The 20,288-nt window shown below is 54.2% G+C and carries 15 protein-coding genes; 7 read left to right on the top strand and 8 right to left on the bottom strand.

Going from position 1 to position 20,288, the window contains the following annotated elements; translation table 11 throughout:
• Nucleotides 1-35: 35 nt before the first annotated feature.
• From IT893_RS14730 to IT893_RS14715, 4 genes are all read right to left on the bottom strand, one after another.
• Entirely contained in the window at nt 36-725 is a 690-nt protein-coding gene (locus tag IT893_RS14730; RefSeq protein WP_063088810.1) for an exonuclease domain-containing protein, read from the bottom strand.
• A 5-nt stretch (nt 726-730) separates the two neighbouring features.
• Complete coding sequence (locus IT893_RS14725) at nt 731-2,599, bottom strand: DUF294 nucleotidyltransferase-like domain-containing protein (protein WP_197145628.1); 1,869 nt, start codon at nt 2,597-2,599, stop codon at nt 731-733.
• A gap of 122 nt (nt 2,600-2,721) precedes the next feature.
• On the bottom strand, nt 2,722-4,488 hold the full coding sequence (locus IT893_RS14720; protein WP_064779619.1) for a sodium:solute symporter family protein: 1,767 nt from the start codon (nt 4,486-4,488) through the stop codon (nt 2,722-2,724).
• A gap of 24 nt (nt 4,489-4,512) precedes the next feature.
• Nucleotides 4,513-4,770 (bottom strand): DUF4212 domain-containing protein, encoded by a 258-nt coding sequence (locus IT893_RS14715; RefSeq protein WP_008889559.1) that lies wholly within the window; start codon nt 4,768-4,770, stop codon nt 4,513-4,515.
• A gap of 594 nt (nt 4,771-5,364) precedes the next feature.
• Between IT893_RS14715 and ettA the strand changes: the two genes are divergently transcribed.
• Nucleotides 5,365-7,044: an energy-dependent translational throttle protein EttA gene (gene ettA, locus IT893_RS14710; RefSeq protein ID WP_008889560.1), complete on the top strand. Its 1,680-nt coding sequence runs from the start codon at nt 5,365-5,367 to the stop codon at nt 7,042-7,044.
• 134 nt (nt 7,045-7,178) lie between these two features.
• Here ettA and IT893_RS14705 read toward each other — a convergent pair whose 3' ends face one another.
• Together IT893_RS14705 and IT893_RS14700 are read right to left on the bottom strand one after the other, a co-directional pair.
• Nucleotides 7,179-7,817: a phospholipid-binding protein MlaC gene (locus tag IT893_RS14705; protein WP_120224459.1), complete on the bottom strand. Its 639-nt coding sequence runs from the start codon at nt 7,815-7,817 to the stop codon at nt 7,179-7,181.
• A 9-nt stretch (nt 7,818-7,826) separates the two neighbouring features.
• Nucleotides 7,827-8,612 (bottom strand): VacJ family lipoprotein, encoded by a 786-nt coding sequence (locus IT893_RS14700; protein WP_252723968.1) that lies wholly within the window; start codon nt 8,610-8,612, stop codon nt 7,827-7,829.
• 300 nt (nt 8,613-8,912) lie between these two features.
• Here IT893_RS14700 and IT893_RS14695 point away from each other — a divergent pair, with 300 nt between their 5' ends.
• The 4 genes from IT893_RS14695 (at nt 8,913) to metH (ending at nt 14,681) form a co-directional block, all read left to right on the top strand.
• Nucleotides 8,913-9,890 (top strand): metalloregulator ArsR/SmtB family transcription factor, encoded by a 978-nt coding sequence (locus IT893_RS14695; RefSeq protein ID WP_197145627.1) that lies wholly within the window; start codon nt 8,913-8,915, stop codon nt 9,888-9,890.
• An 89-nt stretch (nt 9,891-9,979) separates the two neighbouring features.
• Nucleotides 9,980-10,873, top strand: coding sequence for a methylenetetrahydrofolate reductase (gene metF / locus IT893_RS14690; RefSeq protein WP_197145626.1), 894 nt, complete (start codon nt 9,980-9,982; stop codon nt 10,871-10,873).
• Between the two features lie 53 nt (nt 10,874-10,926).
• Entirely contained in the window at nt 10,927-11,991 is a 1,065-nt protein-coding gene (locus IT893_RS14685) for a homocysteine S-methyltransferase family protein (protein ID WP_040822979.1), read from the top strand.
• 38 nt (nt 11,992-12,029) lie between these two features.
• A complete protein-coding gene (metH, locus tag IT893_RS14680) occupies nt 12,030-14,681 on the top strand; it encodes a methionine synthase (RefSeq protein WP_197145625.1) in 2,652 nt (883 codons plus the stop codon).
• A gap of 76 nt (nt 14,682-14,757) precedes the next feature.
• Here metH and IT893_RS14675 read toward each other — a convergent pair whose 3' ends face one another.
• A complete protein-coding gene (locus IT893_RS14675) occupies nt 14,758-16,002 on the bottom strand; it encodes a multidrug effflux MFS transporter (RefSeq protein WP_197145624.1) in 1,245 nt (414 codons plus the stop codon).
• A 296-nt stretch (nt 16,003-16,298) separates the two neighbouring features.
• Between IT893_RS14675 and IT893_RS14670 the strand changes: the two genes are divergently transcribed.
• Nucleotides 16,299-18,092, top strand: coding sequence for a chloride channel protein (locus IT893_RS14670; protein ID WP_064779615.1), 1,794 nt, complete (start codon nt 16,299-16,301; stop codon nt 18,090-18,092).
• A 69-nt stretch (nt 18,093-18,161) separates the two neighbouring features.
• On the opposite strand, the gene IT893_RS14665 is transcribed toward IT893_RS14670, so the two are convergent.
• Nucleotides 18,162-18,749 carry a hypothetical protein gene (locus IT893_RS14665; protein WP_197145623.1) on the bottom strand — a complete coding sequence of 196 codons (588 nt, stop codon included), beginning with the start codon at nt 18,747-18,749 and terminating at the stop codon, nt 18,162-18,164.
• A gap of 314 nt (nt 18,750-19,063) precedes the next feature.
• On the opposite strand from IT893_RS14665, the gene wecB reads away from it, so the two are divergent.
• The gene (gene wecB / locus IT893_RS14660; protein WP_197145622.1) at nt 19,064-20,170 is read left to right on the top strand and encodes a non-hydrolyzing UDP-N-acetylglucosamine 2-epimerase; all 1,107 of its coding nucleotides are present in this window, start codon (nt 19,064-19,066) and stop codon (nt 20,168-20,170) included.
• Nucleotides 20,171-20,288 lie beyond the last annotated feature (118 nt).

Below are 20,288 nucleotides of genomic sequence, written 5' to 3'. Positions count from 1 at the left end.
TATTGGTGGGGCATTTTTTGAGCCCTGATAACCGATTAGCGCAGTATCCGGTCGAGCTCAAGTTCGCCTTTCGGATCACGTTTGGCGATCTGGGCCAGAAACAGGCCCGACGCAGCAATCGCGTCAGACAATGCGTTATGGGCCCGGAAGGGGGGCAGGTTATGATTTCGGCGCAATGTATCAAGCCGGAGCGCCCCGGATTTCATGGTTTCACCACTGCGCCGGATGTCACGCAGAGCCAAAACCAGGGTATCCACCGTCGGGATTTGCAGCGGCGCGCCAAAGAACTGTTTGCAGGCCTGGCCAAGGAAGCCCAGTTCAATCGGCGCATGGTGGGATAACAGAACCCGGCCAGCCATCTGGGGCAAAAGATGCTCAAGGGCCGCCTCAATGCTTGGGGCATCGGCGACATCGCTGTCAAAGATCCGGTGGACCACGACCGAGCTTTCGCTAAGCTCCTTGGTTGGCCGCACCAGAATATGTTCGCAACTTGAAAAATCGACCGAAAGCTGACGGATAATCACCCAGCCGAGGCTGACGATTTCGTCCTTTTTGGGATCAAGGCCGGTGGTTTCCAGATCAAGAGCGATGAATTCGGTTTCCATCACGGATCTTTCAGGATCGGCAGGCGGCACATCGTAATAGGTCCGCAAAGGCCCGGTTGCCTTGCGCTGGATGAAGTCACGATACAGCCGACTGTCGAGGATTTTCTGGCGCAATCCCATATGGCTTACGTCCCGCTTTTGCCAAAGGCGTGCTCAAGCGCGCCCTGAAGGTTCTTGATCACCGAGAACGCATCTTTGAGATGGCTGCGCTCAAAGTCCGACAGGCTTTCAGGTTGCAGGAAGTTATCTGGTTTTTCGCCGCGCCGGATCTGACGGACCTGATGTTTCAGGCGGGTGATGCTGATGAATTCAAAGGCATCAAGAAGGTCCGACGCCCCCTGATTGCTGATGGATGGGAATGCCTTTACGGCATTGAGCCGCTCATAGGTATTTACGGCCTCGACACCGTTGGCAAGGGCGTGAATTCGGGCAACATCAACGATTGGCACCACGCCGTTATGTTTCAGATCAAGGGTCTTGTCATGTTCGCCACCACGGATCATGACGAAATTCTTGAAGAAACCAAGCGGGACGTGATGGCTCAGCGCATTGCCCACCATATAGGCCTGGAAAATACGGTTGTCCTTGGCCTTTGAGATGATCATGCGATGCAGGTCTTCAAACAGGCTTTTGGTGCCGTGGACCGGGCGCAGGTCAAACCAGACCGAACATAGCATCAAAGATTTTGGTTCGGGTTGTTCGATCCATTTGTTGAAATAGTGCTGCCAAGTGCGCACAGGTTGCCGCCACTCATCTGTTCTGGCCATCATTTCACCGGGGCAATAGACGTAGCCAACCTTGTTCAGGCCATCACAGACAAAGTCGGCAAGCTTTTTGAAATAGTCCCCGTGCTGATCCGCGTCATAGGCGTCATCCATAATCAGGCAATTGTCCTGATCCGAAAGTGCCGTTTGTTCCTGACGGCCTTGTGATCCGCCTGCCATCCAGACATAGGGAACGGGCGGTGGGCCGAATTCTTCCTCTGCCAGTTGCAGCAGCCGGGCGGTCGCCGCATCCGACAGGGTCGTTACGATATGTCCGGCATTTTGCGATGTCGCGCCCGCTTCAATCAGGTGGCTAAGAAGTTCGGGGACCTGGGCGATGACCTTTGCCATTTCTTCGGGTTCGGTCAGTTTGCCGATGCGGCCTGCCATGTAAACAGCCGACAGCGACTGGCGTGCCAGCAAGTTGTTGGTGGTGATCATGCCAACCGCCTTGCCGTCCTTCATCACCGGCAGATGGCGGATATTGTTGCGCGTCATGGTCAGAAGCGCATCAAAGGCGTACTGATCGGGATCAATCGAGATCGGCTTTTCGGTCATGATGGCGGTCACTGGCTCATCATAACTGCGGCCCTTGGCGATGACACGATTGCGCAGGTCACGGTCGGTCATGATCCCGGCAACGCCGTCACCGCCTTCGGTGATCAGCAGACAGGATACGCGTTCCTTGCTCATCAACTGGCCAGCTTCGAGGATGGAAGCGGATTTGTCGATGCTGACCAGTTCGCGGGCAATCAGGTCACTGACCTTCACACTCATCAGTTTGAGCTGATCGTCATCGCGACTTTCGAGCAACTGCATGCCACTTCGCAGGCGTTCGCCACCCATCTGGGCGAAGAAATAGCTAAACTGCGGATACTTGCCGGTCAGTGCATGAAAATCCTTTTCGGGCAGCAAATAACACAGGCTGTCTTCGAGAGTTGTAATGTTGTTGGCGGCCCGTCCATTCTGATACATCGCGCGCACACCAAAGCATTCACCCTCTGACAGGCGGGCAAGCAACTGCCCGTTCGGGTCACGGGTTTCGGTCCCGCCGGTACGGATGATGTAAAGATGAAGGCATTGTTCCTCGGGCGAGAGGACCTTGGTCCCTGCGCGGAAATAGCGGGCCGAGAGGCGCTTCGGCAGGGCGTTGATTTCTTCGTCAGGTAACAGATCGAACGGGTGGTGCTGTTTTAGAAACTCGGCAATTTCTTCGAGTTCGATGCTCATGACTGTTTTCCTCCGCAAGGGCATGCCCTGAGTGCATTGTTGCCTGACTAAGGCCGAAAAGAAAAGCCCCCGGATCAATGATCCGGGGGCCTGCAACAGTTCCTGGCAAACCAGTTGACCGATTAGTGGTCAACTGCGCCACCGGCTCCTTTCGGAACGCGGATGTCTTCAATCATGTGCTGGATATGCTCTGGCGGTTCAGCGGTAACTTTCGACACAGCGAAAGCAACGATGAAGTTCAGGAGCATACCAACGACGCCAATGCCTTCCGGCGAGATGCCGAACAGCCAGTTTGCTTCGACGTTTTCGATCAATACCGGGATAAAGATGCCCTTGTAGGACATGATATAACCCATGGTGAAGATCAGACCGACCAGCATCCCGGCAATAGCACCTTCACGGTTAACCTTCTTGGAGAAGATACCCATGATGATAACCGGGAATAGCGAGGATGCGGCAAGACCGAAGGCGAAGGCCACCACCTGTGCCACAAAGCCCGGAGGATTGTAGCCCAGATAACCGGCGATCACGATCGCGACCGCAGCCGCAACACGCCCGGCCATCAGTTCCTGTCCTTCTGTCATGTTCGGTGTGAACGTGCCTTTGAGAAGGTCATGTGAAACACCCGACGAAATCACAAGCAGCAGACCAGCAGCTGTCGAGAGTGCTGCGGCGATACCACCCGCTGCGACCAGGGCAATGACCCAGTTCGGAAGCTGTGCGATTTCCGGGTTGGCAAGAACCATGATGTCACGGTCAACGCTCAGTTCGTTACCAGCCCAGCCATATTCGGCTGCTTTGGTCGCAAACTCTGCGTTCGCATCGTTGTAATACTGGATGCGGCCGTCACCGTTCTTGTCTTCGAACTTCAGAAGGCCGGTTGCTTCCCAGCGCTTCATCCAGTCCGGACGTTCTTCATAGACGAGGTTACCGTCTTCTGCGCCCACTTCACCGGTCTGGATGGTGTCGGTCAGGTTCAGGCGAGCCATTGCACCAACTGCCGGAGCAGTGGTGTACAGCAGCGCGATGAAGACCAGCGCCCAACCGGCCGAAGAACGTGCATCACGGACTTTCGGAACGGTGAAGAAGCGAACGATAACGTGCGGAAGACCGGCAGTACCAACCATCAGTGCAAGCGTGATTGCAAAGATATCAATCGTTGACTTGTTGGTGGTGGTGTATTCAAGGAAGCCGAGTTCCGTCACAACCTGGTTAAGGCGATCAAGCATGTATTCGCCGGTGCCATTCACGGTCGAGCCAAATGCCAGCTGCGGCAGCGGATTGCCGGTCAGCTGGAAGGCAATGAAGATTGCCGGAATGGTGTAGGCAATTATAAGAACGCAATATTGTGCAACCTGGGTATAGGTAATGCCCTTCATGCCGCCAAGAACAGCATAGATGAAGACGATGCCCATGCCGACGATCAGGCCGGTGAGGAGTTCAACTTCAAGGAAGCGCGAGAACACGATACCAACGCCGCGCATCTGACCTGCCACATAGGTGAACGAAATAAAGATCAGGCAGATAACAGCAACGATACGGGCAGTTCTGGAATAATAACGATCCCCGATGAATTCCGGCACGGTGAATTTGCCGTACTTGCGAAGGTACGGTGCCAGAAGCATCGCCAGCAGGCAGTAACCACCTGTCCAGCCCATGAGGTAAACCGAGCCGCCATAGCCAAGGAAGGCAATGAGGCCGGCCATAGAGATAAAGGAAGCAGCCGACATCCAGTCTGCTGCGGTCGCCATGCCGTTGACGACCGGGTTAACACCTTTGCCAGCGACATAGAATTCGCCGGTGGTGCTTGCCTTGGCCCAGATCGCGATGCCGATATACAGCGCGAAGCTCAAGCCGACGGCAATATATGTAAGGGTGGTAAGATCCATCTTGTCTGTCTCCCTGATCCTGCGTCAGTCGTCTTCACGAACGCCGAATTCGCGATCCAGTTTGTTCATCTTGGCCACATAGACGAAAATCAGTGCGACAAAGACGTAAATGGACCCCTGTTGAGCAAACCAGAAACCAAGCTGGAAGCCCGCGATTTCGATAGAGTTGAGGGCATCGACAAACAAGATGCCGAAACCGTAGGAAACGATGAACCAGATCGCGATAAGGACCGAGACCAGCTTCACGTTTCTCTTCCAGTAGGCTGCGCTTTGTTCATCCATCGCGCGTCTCCTTCCTAGAAATGATAACTTTCCCTGCCGACATATTTTTATGCTGTGTTTGTCGGCCGCATGAATGCGTGGCGTTGAATGCATCAAGACACACTCATTGCCTGTAAAGCTCGATATCAGTTTTCGAGAGTCGCCATAAGCTAATCATTAGTCGTATAGAACAGGGTGTTAGAAGGTGTTCTGGCCCAACGTCGAATAAAAATAGTGACAGAATCCGGGCGGTTTTCACTGTGTGCATTGCAGCATTATAAGGTTGAAAAACATTGCGTCTAAGTGCCTAAAAAGTGACGTTTTTATAACTTAAGGGACCCATCACGGTCCGACGCGGCTATTTTTTGACTGAAATCGACGCAAATTTCGTTTGCCCAACCGGAATGATGTCGCCGACGCGAGATCACTTGATGCACCTTGTTTCAGCTCGCCACTTGGCATGTTTTGATAGCATGTGAGCTGTCTGCGGTTTGAAGTTGTTAAGAGCCTGCCTGTCGGTTACAAACGGGCACAGTATTTCAGGCATGCGTATGAGTATGCCGAAGTGTTTCAGCCCAACAGGGCGGACCCAACGACTTTTGGATGGGGAATTTAATGGCATCCTACCAGTATATTTACGTCATGAAGGACCTGACCAAGATCCTTCCGGGCGGTCGCGAACTTTTCAAGGGCATCACACTGTCCTTCCTGCCAGGCGTAAAAATCGGTGTTCTGGGCAACAACGGCGCAGGTAAATCGACCCTGCTGAAAATCATGGCCGGCATCGAAAAGGATTACGCCGGTGAAGCCTGGCCTGCCGAAGGTGTCAATGTCGGCTATCTTGAGCAGGAACCTCAGCTTAACCCGGAGAAAGACGTTCTTGGCAACGTCATGGAAGGGTGCGGCTCGATTGTTGACGATCTTGCACGCTTCAACGAAATCAGCGGCAAGTTTGCCGAGCCGATGACCGATGACGAAATGAATGACCTCCTTGCAGAGCAGGGTGAACTTCAGGAACGCATCGATGCGGCCAATGGCTGGGATTTGGAACGCACCCTTGAGATCGCGATGGACGCCTTGCGTTGCCCGCCCAAGGATGCGGATGTAACCAAGCTTTCCGGTGGTGAGCGCCGTCGTGTCGCCCTTTGCCGCCTTTTGCTTGCAAAGCCTGACATTCTGCTGCTTGACGAACCGACCAACCACCTTGACGCTGAATCGGTTGCGTGGCTTGAACGTCACCTTGAAGATTATCAGGGTACCGTCATTCTGGTCACCCACGATCGTTACTTCCTTGATAACGTTACGGGCTGGATTCTGGAACTTGACCGCGGTCAGGGCATTCCGTTCGAAGGCAACTATTCCTCCTGGCTTGAGCAGAAGCAAAAGCGTCTGGAACAGGAATCCCGTCAGGAAGGCAGCCGCCAGAAACAGCTTGCCACCGAACTTGAGTGGATCCGTCAGAACCCGAAAGGCCGTCAGGCAAAATCCAAGGCCCGTGTCCGTGCCTATGACGATCTTGTCGCCGAGGCCGCAAAAGCGGTGCCGGATTCCACCAAGATCGTTATTCCGATTGCCGAGCGCCTTGGTAACGAAGTCATCACCGCCGAAGGCCTGACCAAGGCTTATGGTGACAAGCTTCTGTTTGAAAACCTTGATTTCCGCCTGCCGCCGGGTGGTATCGTTGGTGTGATCGGTCCGAACGGTGCGGGTAAAACCACTCTGTTCAAGATGCTGACGGGTGCTGATACTCCGGATGCCGGAACGCTCAAGATCGGTGATACCGTCAAGATGGGCTATGTCGATCAGTCGCGTGACTCGCTTGATCCGAACAAAACCGTTTGGCAGGAAGTCTCCGACGGCCTCGACGAGATTCTTCTGGGCAAACGTCCGATGTCGTCGCGCGCCTATGTGTCACAGTTCGCCTTCAAGGGCGCAGATCAGCAGAAAAAAGTTGGTCAGTTGTCCGGTGGTGAACGTAACCGCGTTCATCTCGCCAAGATGCTGAAGTCTGGTGCGAACGTTCTGCTGCTTGACGAACCGACCAACGATCTTGATGTCGATACCCTGCGTGCGCTTGAGGAAGGTCTTCTCGAGTTTGCCGGTTGCGCTGTGGTCATCTCGCACGATCGCTTCTTCCTTGACCGAATTGCCACCCATATTCTGGCCTATGAGGGCAACTCGCATGTCGAGTGGTTCGAAGGGAACTATCAGGAATATGAAGCCGACTACAAACGTCGCTATGGTGAAGAGGCAAGCCGCCCGCACCGTATCAAATACAAGCCGCTGACCCGCTAAGGCGGTCAATCGCTTTGAGATTAAAGGCCACCCTTGGGTGGCCTTTTTTTTGATGCTCGGATGCCAGATGCAAAAAAGCCACCGTCGCAAGGATGGTGGCTTTTATATTCGGATATTAATAAGGCAGGCTTTGATCAAAGACCTGTTTTTGCCTTGAGTGCAGCGGTCAGGGCGCCCACATCGTCGTTGTTCTGTTGGATGACCGATGTGAACTCATCGCGTTGGGTGATGCCCATGCTCAGACCTTCGATGGAAACATCGATGATCTTGTAGCTGTCATCAAATACCCGCATCCGCCAAACAATGTTTACCGGCGGGCCGTCCGGGCGGACGAACTGCGAATCGACAAAGGTGTCCTTGTTCTTCTGGGTCTCATCACCAACGACAAACTGTTCGCCGTTGAATTCCTTGAACTGGTTTGCGTAGTTGAGCGCCAGGTAGTTTTGCAGCAGGACTGAAAACTCCTCGATCTCCGCTTCGGAAATCGAACGCCAGTAACGCCCCAGAACGAAGCGCGAAACGACATCCATTGCAAAATAGCGGTCCATCAGGGACACGAACTTTTTGCGGCGAACGTCGTCAGCAAGGCTTTGATCGGTCAGTTCATTCATGGCCTGGTCAGCCATGCTCTGAATGACATTTGCTGCGCTGGTTTCGACAGCGACTTCGGCAACAACGTTTGAAGACAAACCCGTTGCCGACGCCGGACCAGACCAAGCGGCTGCGATGGCGATCATCGCGGCGGTTGATATGGCGATTTTGCTGTTTACCATGACCGGCTCTTACTGGCTTGCCGCTTCGACAGCATCGTCGAAGTCAAAAGATGCGCTTTCGTCTTCTACAGCGAATTCTGGTGACGGGCCACCATTGCGAATCATCTGATTGCGTTGCTGACGATAGAGGCTGCGCAGGGCTGCGTAATAGTCGATAGATGACTTTTGCAGTTCGTTCAGCTGATTGATCGTCGCGTAACGATAATGCAGGGCTGTAAGACCGACCGAGCCAAGATAAAGGGCTTCGACGGTATCACTGTTCTGTGCGCCCCATGTTAGCGGGTTGGCAAAATAGTCAACCCCGATGCCGGCTGTATCACGCAGGTTGGACGGGCCAAGCAGCGGAAGCACAATGTAAGGGCCGCCGCCAATACCGTAATGGGCAAGGGTCTGACCAAAATCTTCACGGCGGTACGGAATGCCGAAATCAGATGCGACATCGTTGAAGCCCAAAAGGCCGATGGTCGAGTTCATGATGAAACGCTGGAACGAGGCAGCGGCCTGGTCCGGGTCACCCTGCAGCAACGCGTTGAACGAGTTCAACGGTTCGTTGATGTTGCGCACGAAGCTCGCGACGGAGGTTTTAACAGGTTCCGGGGCAATGTCGCGGTACCACATTGCAGCAGGATACAGGACCATGAAATCGACCGCACCATTAACACCGTGAACCACGCGGTTCACCGGCTCAAGCGGATCATAATCACTCGTGTCCTGAGCGGGTTCTGTCGATGCGCACGCGGTCAGCAAAGACAGCGATCCTGCGGCACAAAGCGAAAGCAAAGTTCGAAACTTCATTATTTTTAGCCAACCGATGTTCGATACACAGACTTCCCCGACCCGAAACGCCTTTGATGCGGGACACCAAAAAACGTTACCGATCAATCCCCTGCTCGAAGGGCGATCATGTAACGCGCACGCCTCAGATATCCATTTGGTTAGCATAGGGTGAAATTAAACACCAGCATACAAAAAGTTGATCAGGATCAAGCAGTTTTCAGGTGTGGCATTTAGGCAACAAGTTTTCACGCGAAAATAGCGCTTGAACAAATATAAACATATCTTTATATCTTTCTTGTCAACGTGGAGGGCATTGGTATGGAACAGGTTCTGGCAAGATTGCGCGCAGCTGCTGAAGCGACGCGGCTTCGCTTGCTTGCGATCTGTGCCGAGTGCGAATTGACCGTCAGCGAGATCACCCAGATCATCGGCCAGAGCCAGCCGCGCGTCTCCCGACACCTTAAATTATTGTGCGAGGCAGGCCTGCTTGTCCGGTTCCGCGAAGGGACTTGGGTTTTCTATCGCACGCCGCATTCCGGGCCGGGTGCCGACCTTGTGCAGCCTGTGCTGGATCTGCTGCCAAAAGATGACGAGACGCTTGCACTTGACCGTGCCCGTCTCGATCAGGTGAAGGCAGAACGCGAAAAGATCGCGACTGAATATTTCCGCGCCAATGCCGAAGACTGGGATCGGATTCGCTCACTCCACGTCGACGAGGCGGTTGTTGAAAAAGCATTGCTTGAGGCGGTGGGCGACCTGACTGGTGGCCGGATTCTCGATGTCGGAACAGGTACCGGGCGTATTCTTGAGCTTCTCGGGCGCAACGCCGAAGAGGGCGTTGGGGTTGATATGTCGCGCGAAATGTTGGCTGTTGCCCGTGCACGCCTGCAGCGCGCAGACCTGTCCAACTGCCTTGTTCGGCAAGCCGACATGTACCAGTTGCCTTATCCCGGCGGCATGTTTGACGTGGTGACCCTGCATCAGGTGCTGCATTTCGCTGAAAAGCCCGAGGCGGCCCTTGCCGAGGCAGCACGCGTTCTCGCGCCCGGGGGCAAGCTTGTCATTGTCGACTTTGCCCAGCACGAACAGGAAGAGCTCCGCGAAGAACATGCGCATCGACGTCTTGGTTTTGATGATGCGTCCATCAATGACTGGTTCCGCGCCAGCGGTCTTGAGCCTGGCAACGTTGTCAGTTTGCCGGGCAAACCACTGACGGTTCGGATCTGGATGGCTCGCCCGACATCGGCACATGCCGCGGACAAAGTTCAAAGAAATTCTGAAAAGGCTGCGGAATAACGCGCAGCATGTATCGAAAATAACCAGATAGAAAGACCGACCCAAGGGCTCAGCCTACGGGAAAGCGAAGACAGGATTGAGATATCGATATGATGACGGTTCCAGAAATCAACGCAGTACGCAAACACCTCAAGGTTTCGTTCGAATTCTTCCCGCCGAAAACCGAGAAGATGGAAGAAACCATGTGGCGGTCGATCCATCGGCTTGCGCCGCTCAATCCGTCTTTTGTTTCGGTGACCTATGGGGCCGGCGGCACCACACGTGATCGCACCCATGGCAGTGTCACCCGTATTCAGGGTGAAACCGGCATTCCGGCTGCGGCGCATTTGACCTGTGTCGGTCATACCAAGGAAGAGATCGATCAGATCGCGCGCAGCTACTGGAACGAGGGCATCCGATCCATCGTTGCCCTTCGCGGGGATCTGCCGGATGCGGGCGACAAGTATGAACCGACCCCGGGTGGCTACGCCTATGCGGTTGATCTGGTTGCCGGCCTTAAGGAAATTGCCGATTTTGATATTTCGGTTTCTGCCTACCCGGAAACGCACCCGGATGCGCCGAGTTCAGATTTCGAGATTGATTATCTCAAACGCAAGATCGATGCGGGCGCCAACCGGGCAATTACCCAGTTCTTCTTTGATAACGAGACCTATCTGCGGTTCCGTGACAAATGTGTGGGTGCGGGCATCGAGGCGCCCATCGTTCCGGGCATTTTGCCGGTGACAAACTTTGCGTCGCTCTTGAAATTTGCCGATATGTGTGGTGCTTCTGTGCCGCAGCGTTTGCATTGGCGTTTCGAAGGGCTTGATGAAGATCCCGATACCCGTCGCATGGTCGCATTCCACGAAGCCATTTCGCAGGTAGAGGGTTTGATCAGCGAAGGGGTGACCGACTTCCACTTCTATACGCTTAACCGTGCCGAACTGACATATGCCATCTGCCATGCGCTGGGCATTCGCGGAACCGAACAGGTTGCAGCCTGAAACTGGTTTTGCCCTGTAACCCGGACGCATGAAGAATTGATTGGATGAAAAAGATGAATGATCGCAAGGAACGCATTGCCCTGCTGCGCAAACGGGCCGAGGAAAAGATACTGATCCTTGATGGCGCAATGGGCACGATGATCCAGAAGCACAAGCTGACCGAGGAAGACTATCGCGGCGAACGCTTTGCCGACTGGAAGCAGGACGTCAAAGGTAACAACGACCTTTTGTCACTGACCCAGCCGGACATCATCAAGGACATCCATCTGCAGTACATCGCGGCAGGTGCGGACCTGAACGGGACCAACACCTTTAGCGCGACAACCATTGCCCAGGCCGATTACGGCATGGAAGACTTGGCCTATGAGATCAATTTCGAAAGTGCCAAGATCGCGCGTGCCGCCTGTGATGAATGGGAAGCCGCCCATCCGGGGGATGTGCGCTTTGTAAATGGTGCCATCGGCCCGACCAACCGTACGGCATCGATTTCGCCGGATGTGAACAATCCCGGCTTCCGCGCCATCACCTTTGATCAGCTCAAAGAGGCATATAAGGAAGCCACGACCGGTTTGCTGGATGGCGGGGCGGATACGCTGCTGGTGGAAACCATCTTTGATACGCTCAATGCCAAGGCAGCTTTGTTTGCCATTGACGAGGTTCTCGACGAACGCGGTGAAGATGTTCCGGTGCTGATTTCCGGCACGATCACCGATGCATCCGGCCGGACACTTTCGGGGCAGACGACAGAGGCGTTTTATAACTCCGTGCGTCATACCAAGCCGTTCTCGATTGGTCTGAACTGCGCATTGGGTGCCGCACAGCTGCGCCCCTATGTTCAGGAACTGTCGCGCATTGCCGAATGCCGCGTTTCGGTTTACCCCAATGCGGGCCTTCCCAACGAGTTTGGTGAATATGACCAGACCGATGCTGAAATGGCCGAACTGGTCAAGGAATGGGCCGATACTGGCATGGTCAATCTGCTGGGGGGCTGCTGTGGTACGACACCGCCGCACATCAAGGCGATTGCCGATGCAGTGGCAAATGCCAAGCCGCGCGTTGTGCCGAAGTTTGAGCCAAGAATGCGTCTGTCCGGCCTTGAGCCGTTTGATGCTGCGTAAATCTGATATTGATAGCTGAAAAGAGATCGAAAAGACCCATGACCGACATTTCCAGATTTATCAATATTGGTGAGCGGACCAACGTCGCCGGATCGCTGAAATTCAAGAAGCTGATCGTCGAAGAAGATTACGATGCAGCCCTTGAGATTGCCCGTCAGCAGGTCGAAAACGGTGCGCAGATAATCGACATCAACATGGATGATGCGATGCTTGACGCCGAAACGGCGATGGTCAAGTTCATCAACCTGATTGCGGCCGAGCCAGACATTGCCCGCGTTCCGATCATGGTCGACAGTTCCAAATGGAACGTGATCGAAGCGGGTCTGAAATGCTTACAAGGCAAGGGTATTGTTAACTCGATCAGCCTGAAGGAAGGCGAAGAACCCTTCATCGAACAGGCCAAAAAACTGCGCCGCTATGGCGCGGCAGTTGTCGTCATGGCCTTTGATGAAAAAGGTCAGGCCGATACGGTTGATCGCAAGTTCGAAATCTGCAAACGCAGCTATGACGTGCTGGTCGATAAGGTTGGCTTCCCGCCTGAAGACATCATTTTCGATCCGAACATCTTTGCCGTCGCGACCGGTATCGAAGAGCACGACAATTATGCTGTCGACTTCATCGAAGCCTGCAAGCTGATCAAAAAACACCTGCCATACGCCAAGATTTCCGGTGGTGTTTCCAACGTTTCCTTCTCGTTCCGGGGCAACAACCCGGTCCGCGAAGCGATGCACTCGGTCTTCCTGTATCACGCCATCAAGGCGGGACTGGATATGGGGATCGTCAATGCCGGCCAGCTGGTTGTGTATGAAGAAATCCCGGCAGAACTGCGTGAACGCGTCGAAGACGTCATCCTGAACCGTCGTTCGGATGCGACCGACCGTTTGCTCGAAGTTGCCGAGAAATACAAAGGCACAGGCGGGCCTGAGAAAAAGGCCGACCTTGAATGGCGTAAAAAGCCGGTCAAGGAACGTCTGGCGCATGCCCTGATCAACGGTATTGCCGAGTTCGTCGAAGAAGACACCGAGGAAGCCCGTCAACAGGCAGACAAGCCGCTGCATGTGATTGAAGGTCCGTTGATGGACGGCATGAACATCGTTGGTGACCTGTTCGGTGACGGCAAGATGTTCCTGCCGCAGGTGGTGAAATCCGCGCGTGTGATGAAAAAGGCGGTGGCCTATCTGATTCCCTTCATCGAAGAGGAAAAAGATGGCAAGCACGAAACCAACGGCAAGATCTTGCTAGCGACCGTTAAGGGCGACGTGCATGACATCGGCAAGAACATCGTTGGTGTGGTGCTGCAATGTAACAACTTCGAGGTCATCGACCTTGGCGTGATGGTGCCGACCCAGAAAATCATTGAAACCGCCAAGGCCGAAAAGGTCGACATGATCGGTTTGTCGGGCCTGATTACCCCGTCGCTTGAAGAAATGACCTATGTCGCGGCCGAAATGGAACGCGAAGGGCTGGATATTCCGCTTCTGATTGGCGGGGCGACAACGTCGAAGGTCCATACCGCGGTTAAAATCGCGCCGAACTATCTGAAATCGTCTGTGGTGTACGTCATCGACGCATCGCGTGCCGTTGGTGTTGCCAGCAATTTGCTTTCAAAAACCAATGGCGAACGCTTTGCTGAGGAAATTCGCAACGAGTATATCGCGATGGCTGAAAAGCATGCAGCACAGCAACTGCAGAAAAAGCGTTTCTCGATTGTCGACGCACGTGCCAACAAGGTTCAGCTCGATTGGGACAACTTTGAAGCACCGGTTCCGCTTAAACCCGGTATCACCCTGTTTGAAGATTTTGATCTTGAAGAACTGGTGTCGCGCTTTGACTGGAAGCCGTTCTTCGAGACCTGGGAACTTCATGGCCGTTTCCCCGACATCCTGAAGGATGAAAAGGTCGGCGAAACGGCGCGGAGCCTTTATGCGGACGCGCAGGAAATGCTTAAAAAAATCGTTGCCGAAAAATGGTTCAAACCCAAGGCGGTTGTCGGTCTGTGGCCAGCCAACTCGATAGGCGATGATATCGAAGTTACCCCGGCGCCAGAGAAGAATGAGGCGGTGATGCTCCATACCCTGCGTCAGCAGATGTATCGCGAGAACAACAAGCGTCCGAACCGCGCGTTGGCCGACTATATCGCGCCAAAAGACAGCGGCAAGACCGACTATATCGGTGCCTTCGTTGTTACCGCCGGGCCAGAAGTCGAAGAAATCTCTGCCAAGCTTGAAGCAGAGCATGATGATTACAATGCCATCCTGGTCAAGGCGCTGGGCGACCGTTTTGCCGAAGCCTTCGCCGAGCATATGCACGAGAAAGTTCGTAAGGAGCTTTGGGGCTATGCACCGGACGAGGCGCTTGGCAATGATGATCTGATTGCCGAAAAATATCGCGGTATCCGTCCGGCACCGGGTTATCCGGCCTGCCCGGAACACACTGAAAAGGGCATTCTTTGGGATCTTTTGGACGCAGAGAAGAATGTTGGTGTGTCGCTGACTGAAAGCTATGCCATGACACCAACCTCTTCAGTGAGCGGTTTTTACTTTGCCAACCCGGAAGCCAAGTATTTTGGCCTTGGTAAAATCGAACGCGATCAGGTGGAAAGCTATGCCGAGCGCAAGGGCATGACCCTGGCAGAGGCAGAACGTTGGTTGGCACCGAACCTGAATTACGATCCGCGTCAGGCGAAATAAACGCCTGTCCGGTCGCAAGGAAAAGCCCCGCAGACTGCACTCTGCGGGGCTTTTTTGTGTCCAGGAATGTCGGTGCCTAGTGGCTTGCCCGACAGAACTTGCCGCGTTCAGTGATGCCAACAATCACAATGCCAATCAGGCCAAGCACGAAGTAACCGACCAGAAGCGGGATGACAGTGCCATTGAACTGCTGCCCGATAATCCCGCCGGCAATGACGCCGATCAACGTGCTGTAAACACCGGTGATCGAGGAGGCAGTGCCGGCAATCGCCCCGACCGGCTCCATCGCAAGCGAGTTGAAGTTCGGCATGGTCAGCGAAAAACAGAACAGGATTGTTGTGAGGCCGATGCCAAAGACGAACAAGGGCGGATGCCCGTCAAACCAGAGCGCAATGAGAACATTGATCAGGCTGCTGGCGGTCAAGAAGAACAGCGCGACATGAGAAATCTTGTGCATGCCGATCTTGCGTACCAGGCGCGCATTGATAAATGACGAGAAACTCATGCAGGCGGCAATCATGCCAAATGCCAGCGGGAACCAGACACCAAGCCCGTAAACCTCGGTTTCAAAGATTTGCTGAGCCGATCCGATATAGGCCATCAGGCAGGCAAACATGACGCCCATCGCCGTGGCATAGCCGAATGTCTGACGATTGGTGACGGTGGTTTTGATGTCGCGTGCGATCCGTCGCATCGACAATTTATGCCGATATTCCGGATGCAGGGTTTCAGGCATACGCAGCAGGTACCAGCAGACAATCGCAATCGCGAGGACCAAGGTGCTGACGAAAATCATATGCCAGTTGGCCAGGGCTAAAATCAGGCTGCCTGATGCCGGGGCGAACACAGGCAGAATGATGAACACCATCATGACAAACGACATGACGCGGGCCATTTCGCGCCCTTCGAAACAATCGCGCGTGATCGCCATGGTCAAAACCCGCGGTGCAGCCGCGCCAAGACCCTGCACGAAACGTGCAATAAGAAGGTGCTCATAGCTGTCGGCAAAGATCGCCATCACGGTGCCGATGCAATAAATGCCAAGTCCTGCGATCAGGGTGGGGCGGCGACCAAAACTATCGGCAAGCGGGCCATAAACGATCTGCATCAGGCCAAACGCGATCATGAAGACATAAATCAGCATCTGCATGCGGTTGCCGTCTTCGATGCCAAAGTCTTGCGCGATTGGGCCAAAGGCCGGCAGCAGATTGTCAATCGACAGGGCAACTAGCCCGATGGTGATTGCCATCAGACAGATAAATTCAACAAGACCGGGCAGCGGCCGCGCCGCCTGTGTACCCGTTGGTCGGTGGTCATTCATTGTTTTTGGTTCCGTTGAGAACGATTGGTGGCGTTTCTGGCCCTGCTTTCACGCGAGACGGGCAGAATGCTGTATTTCGTATGATTTTGGCAATGACGGTTTTCTGAAACGGGATCGCGGCACTGGGGATGCGCTGAATCCGGGTCACTTGTTGTGGCATATCTATCCGGATCAATCAACGGGCGTCAGGAATGCGAAATTAAACATGGTGGTTCTTGTCTTTACCCTTTATTCGCAGGAAAAGCTGATCCTAAGATCATGCGCACAATCAATTCGCCAACCCCGGTATTGCTGACATGGCTGAAAAGCTTTTGAAATCGAACATCTTTTTGAACCGCATGCGTCGCATCGTCAAAAGCGAGCAGCTGGTTCTGTCGATTTTGGCAATGATTGTCGGGGCACTGGCCGGGGGCGGCGCCATCCTGTTCCGAGATGGCTTGTTGCTTGTCCAGTCGTTGTTTTTCGGGACTGGCGAAGAAGCCCTTCACCGGCATCTTAGTGAAATTCCCGTCTGGCAACTTATCCTGGCCCCGGCGGTGGGCGGTCTGATTGTCGGGATTTTCATCTACAAGTTCCTGCCGGAAAGAAGACCGCACGGGGTTGCCGATGTGATCGACGCGGCATCGTTCCATGACGCGCGGATGTCGACCCGCTGCGGGATCAAAAGTGCGATTGCCAGTGCGGTGTCGCTTGGCAGTGGGGCATCCCTTGGCCGTGAAGGACCGGTTGTCCATATGGGCGCATCATTTGGCGCGTGGCTGGCGCGCATTCTTCATTTGCGCCGTTCGGCATCCCGAACACTTTTGGGGTGTGGCGTGGCATCAGCGGTGGCGGCATCGTTCAACGCGCCGCTCGCGGGCGCCCTTTTTGCCCATGAAGTTGCCCTGGGTCATTATGCCCTGACGGCTTTCGCGCCGATTGTGCTGGCATCGGTTACCGGTACGGTCATAACGCGCATCTATTACGGCGATGAGGTCGCCTTCCTGATCCCGGGGCATGAAATCCAGTCTTTTTGGGAGTTCCCGGCTTTTGCGCTTTTGGGGATTATTGCCGGTGTGGCGGCGGTTCTGGTCGTGCGCGCCATCCCGGTCGTGCAAAAAACGGCAAATCGGACCAATGCACCGCTTTGGCTGCGTCCGGCGGTTGCCGGGCTGATTGTTGGCCTGATTGCGTTGGTCTTTCCGCAGATTGTCGGTGTCGGCTATGGGGCGATGAACGATGCGCTTAATGAAAGCTACAGCCTGACTTTCCTGATCGGCTTGTTGCTTGCCAAGGGCTTTGCCGTTTCGATCTGCATGGGGCTTGGTTTTGCGGGCGGCATGTTCAGCCCAGCACTTTTCCTTGGTGCAATGCTGGGCGGGGCATTCGGGATGATCGCAACGAGTGCCTTTCCCGAGCTATCATCTGGCTATTCGGCCTACACTCTTGTTGGCATGGGGGCTGTTGCCGCGGCCATCCTTGGTGCACCGATTTCAACGACCCTGATCATCTTTGAATTGACCGGTGACTATGCGTTGACGGTTGCGGTGATGGTGGCATCTGTCCTGGCGACCGTGGTGATGGATCAGTTCCAGGGCGGATCTTTTTTCCAGTGGCAATTGAAATGTCGTGGTTTGTCGACGCGCTGGGGTAGGGAAGTCAATTTGCTGCGCACGATCAAGGTGGACGAGATCATGAAGCGCGAATACGAAACCGTCCCGCTGACCGAGGGGCTGACAACTGTCCGTGAAAAGCTGATCAACGCACCCTATTCGGAGCTTTTTGTCATTGATGATCAGGGCAAACTGCACGGAACGATCACACTGACCGATTTGCGCCACGCTGCCTTTGACCCCAATCTTGGCGATGAAGTCACAGCCGGCGAGGTGGCCCGTTCAAAACCGCCGGTCCTTTACCGGACAGACAATATCGAAAAGGCCATCAAACTGATGGAGCAAACCGGCGAAGAACATCTGCCGGTTCTTAACAGCGCCGAAGAACGCCATATCATCGGCTTCGTCCATGAAAAGGATGCGATGATGGCCTATAACAACGCCTTGCTGGAACTGCAAAGCGAAGAACGCGGTGATGCACCGCCGAAGCTGTTCTAATCCGATCCGCAATGAAAAAGAGCAGCGCTATTTTGCGCTGCTCCGTTCAAGGTTTTTAGGCCGATGTAATCAGGCGGCCAATGCAGGTTGCTGTCGTGCTGGCGAACCAGATATGACTTGGGCTGCAACCCGGCTATCAAGACCGGCAACGTTTTCTGGAATATCCGTTGCAGCCTGCTCGGCTGCATCGTCAATTTCCTGACGTTCTTTGCGTTTCTCAATTCTAGCCTGTTCGTTACGTTCCTTGTCTTTTGTCGGTAGATTGAAACTGTCACGAGCGGCAGACTTGAACTCCTCCTCGGCATCCTGCTCTGCAAGTGCAGGATCATCTTTTGCCGGATCGGAATTCGACGAGACCGGGTCTTCAGTGGTCTTGATACCGTTTGCGCTGTCATTGGCTTTGACTGCGTCCATGGCCGCAGCAAAGCTTGATGACCCGCTTCCGATATTCTGGAATTCAAGCATGACGGCTTGAACCGCGTCCGAAAGTTGGCTTTTGGAGGAGCCACCCTCAGATCCGATTGCCGCAACGCCTGAAACAGGTGCAGCGCTACCTGCGCTAAAACTTTCGATACTTTCGTGTGCACCTGACCGTTCCGCAGAACTGGCCCGGGTTGATATCGGCAACCCGTTGCCCAATCCAAAAATAGCACTCATTTCGAGATACCTTTCTTCTGGGATGCACAAAGCACAGCTGGCACTCCCAGAAGACCTCCGGGGGCGTCAGACATGCTTACCACCGGAAATCAAAGCAATTTTCAGACCATGGATGCTGAAAGCGCGGGTGAGCAAGTCACATACAGAGACCATGAAGTAGGCCGATGATGTTATTTGGTATTTCTGATCCCCCAGCTGTGACAACCTACGGCAAAAAATACCGATACCAAAGAGGGTTATGGGAAGCCGGACTTATCTATTAGGCTACGTGAAAACGGCCAAACTTTTCCAGAAGCAGGATGTATCGATATAAGATGAAGCTTCACCTCGTTGCCGGTGCCAGACCCAACTTCATGAAGATCGCGCCGCTGTTGCGCGGATTGGCGAACCATCCGGTCATTCGTCCGTCTTTTGTCCATACGGCCCAGCATTTCGACGACGCGATGTCTTCGACTATCTGGCGAGAGCTTGGATTGCCGGACCCTGATCATGTCCTGAACTGTGAGCCATTCGAAAATGGCGATCCCATTGTCGGAATGATGCAGGCATATGAGGCACTTTGTCATGAAGACCGACCCGACATGGTTCTGGTTGTCGGGGATGTTAATTCATCCCGTGCCGCAGCCATCGTTGCAATTGAGATAAACGTGCCCCTTGTTCACCTGGAAGCAGGTCTCAGATGCTTTGATCCTGAAATGCCCGAAGAGCAAAACCGTATCGAGATAGATCACAAGGCAGATCTGTTGCTGACGCCGTCGATGGATGCAGATGAAAATTTACGGGCCGAAGGGATCACGGCCGACCGCATCAAGCGTGTAGGCAATATCATGGCTGATACGTTGGCAATCATGAAAGGAACGATTGATCAGGAAGAAAGCGCCCGCAAGCTCAATCTCGTTAAAGGTCGCTATGTCCTTGTAACCCTGCATCGGCAAAGCAATGTCGATGATCTCGGACGGCTCCATCAGATAAGCCATGCGTTGATGGCGCTCGCCACCAAAGCCGATAGCTGTTTTGTTCTTCATCCCCGGACAGAGAAGCGTCTTCGGACATCAAATTTGATGGCGGCGCTGCATAATGCCGGTGTTCGCTTGCTGCCGCCGATGGGGTATGTCGGGTTTACCAGTTTGATGCAGGACGCGGGCGTTGTCGTAACAGATTCCGGTGGTGTTCAGGAAGAAACCAGCCTGCTTGGCGTGCCATGCCTGACGCTGCGCAATTCAACCGAACGTCCAATCACGATCACGCAGGGAACCAATCAGCTTGTAGGACTTGATCAGTTGAGCCATGCGGTGATGTCCGCGCTAAGTGTTTCCGACGGTTGCAAGCGGACGCCAGCCAAACTCCCGCTGTGGGATGGTATGACGGCGTCGCGTGTTGTTCGGGAACTCGAAGCCTTTCTGCCGGGCAGAGCCGGTTGATACAAACGTTCCCGCGAAGGGCTTGGTTGACGCCCGCAATGTGGTGCAGAATGTAAAAATCGTCGGGTCAATATGGAACGACACTGGCCCCCTTCGCACAGCGTGATATATATGCGGT

Origin of the sequence: Thalassospira sp. A40-3, from assembly GCF_015871485.1 — a bacterium.
Taxonomy (GTDB): Bacteria; Pseudomonadota; Alphaproteobacteria; order Rhodospirillales; family Thalassospiraceae; genus Thalassospira; species Thalassospira tepidiphila.
The sequence above is the reverse complement of the archived record's forward strand: the minus strand, read 5'-3'. Positions and strand labels throughout refer to the sequence as shown.

Coding starts and splice junctions, on each gene's coding strand:
- IT893_RS14700 (WP_252723968.1), bottom strand. CDS start 8,612: ATGAAGTTTCGAACTTTGCTTTCGCTTTGTGCCGCAGGATCGCTGTCT.
- IT893_RS14725 (WP_197145628.1), bottom strand. CDS start 2,599: ATGAGCATCGAACTCGAAGAAATTGCCGAGTTTCTAAAACAGCACCAC.
- IT893_RS14715 (WP_008889559.1), bottom strand. CDS start 4,770: ATGGATGAACAAAGCGCAGCCTACTGGAAGAGAAACGTGAAGCTGGTC.
- IT893_RS14695 (WP_197145627.1), top strand. CDS start 8,913: ATGGAACAGGTTCTGGCAAGATTGCGCGCAGCTGCTGAAGCGACGCGG.
- ettA (WP_008889560.1), top strand. CDS start 5,365: ATGGCATCCTACCAGTATATTTACGTCATGAAGGACCTGACCAAGATC.
- IT893_RS14670 (WP_064779615.1), top strand. CDS start 16,299: ATGGCTGAAAAGCTTTTGAAATCGAACATCTTTTTGAACCGCATGCGT.
- metH (WP_197145625.1), top strand. CDS start 12,030: ATGACCGACATTTCCAGATTTATCAATATTGGTGAGCGGACCAACGTC.
- IT893_RS14720 (WP_064779619.1), bottom strand. CDS start 4,488: ATGGATCTTACCACCCTTACATATATTGCCGTCGGCTTGAGCTTCGCG.
- wecB (WP_197145622.1), top strand. CDS start 19,064: ATGAAGCTTCACCTCGTTGCCGGTGCCAGACCCAACTTCATGAAGATC.
- IT893_RS14675 (WP_197145624.1), bottom strand. CDS start 16,002: ATGAATGACCACCGACCAACGGGTACACAGGCGGCGCGGCCGCTGCCC.
- IT893_RS14705 (WP_120224459.1), bottom strand. CDS start 7,817: ATGGTAAACAGCAAAATCGCCATATCAACCGCCGCGATGATCGCCATC.
- IT893_RS14685 (WP_040822979.1), top strand. CDS start 10,927: ATGAATGATCGCAAGGAACGCATTGCCCTGCTGCGCAAACGGGCCGAG.
- metF (WP_197145626.1), top strand. CDS start 9,980: ATGATGACGGTTCCAGAAATCAACGCAGTACGCAAACACCTCAAGGTT.
- IT893_RS14665 (WP_197145623.1), bottom strand. CDS start 18,749: ATGAGTGCTATTTTTGGATTGGGCAACGGGTTGCCGATATCAACCCGG.
- IT893_RS14730 (WP_063088810.1), bottom strand. CDS start 725: ATGGGATTGCGCCAGAAAATCCTCGACAGTCGGCTGTATCGTGACTTC.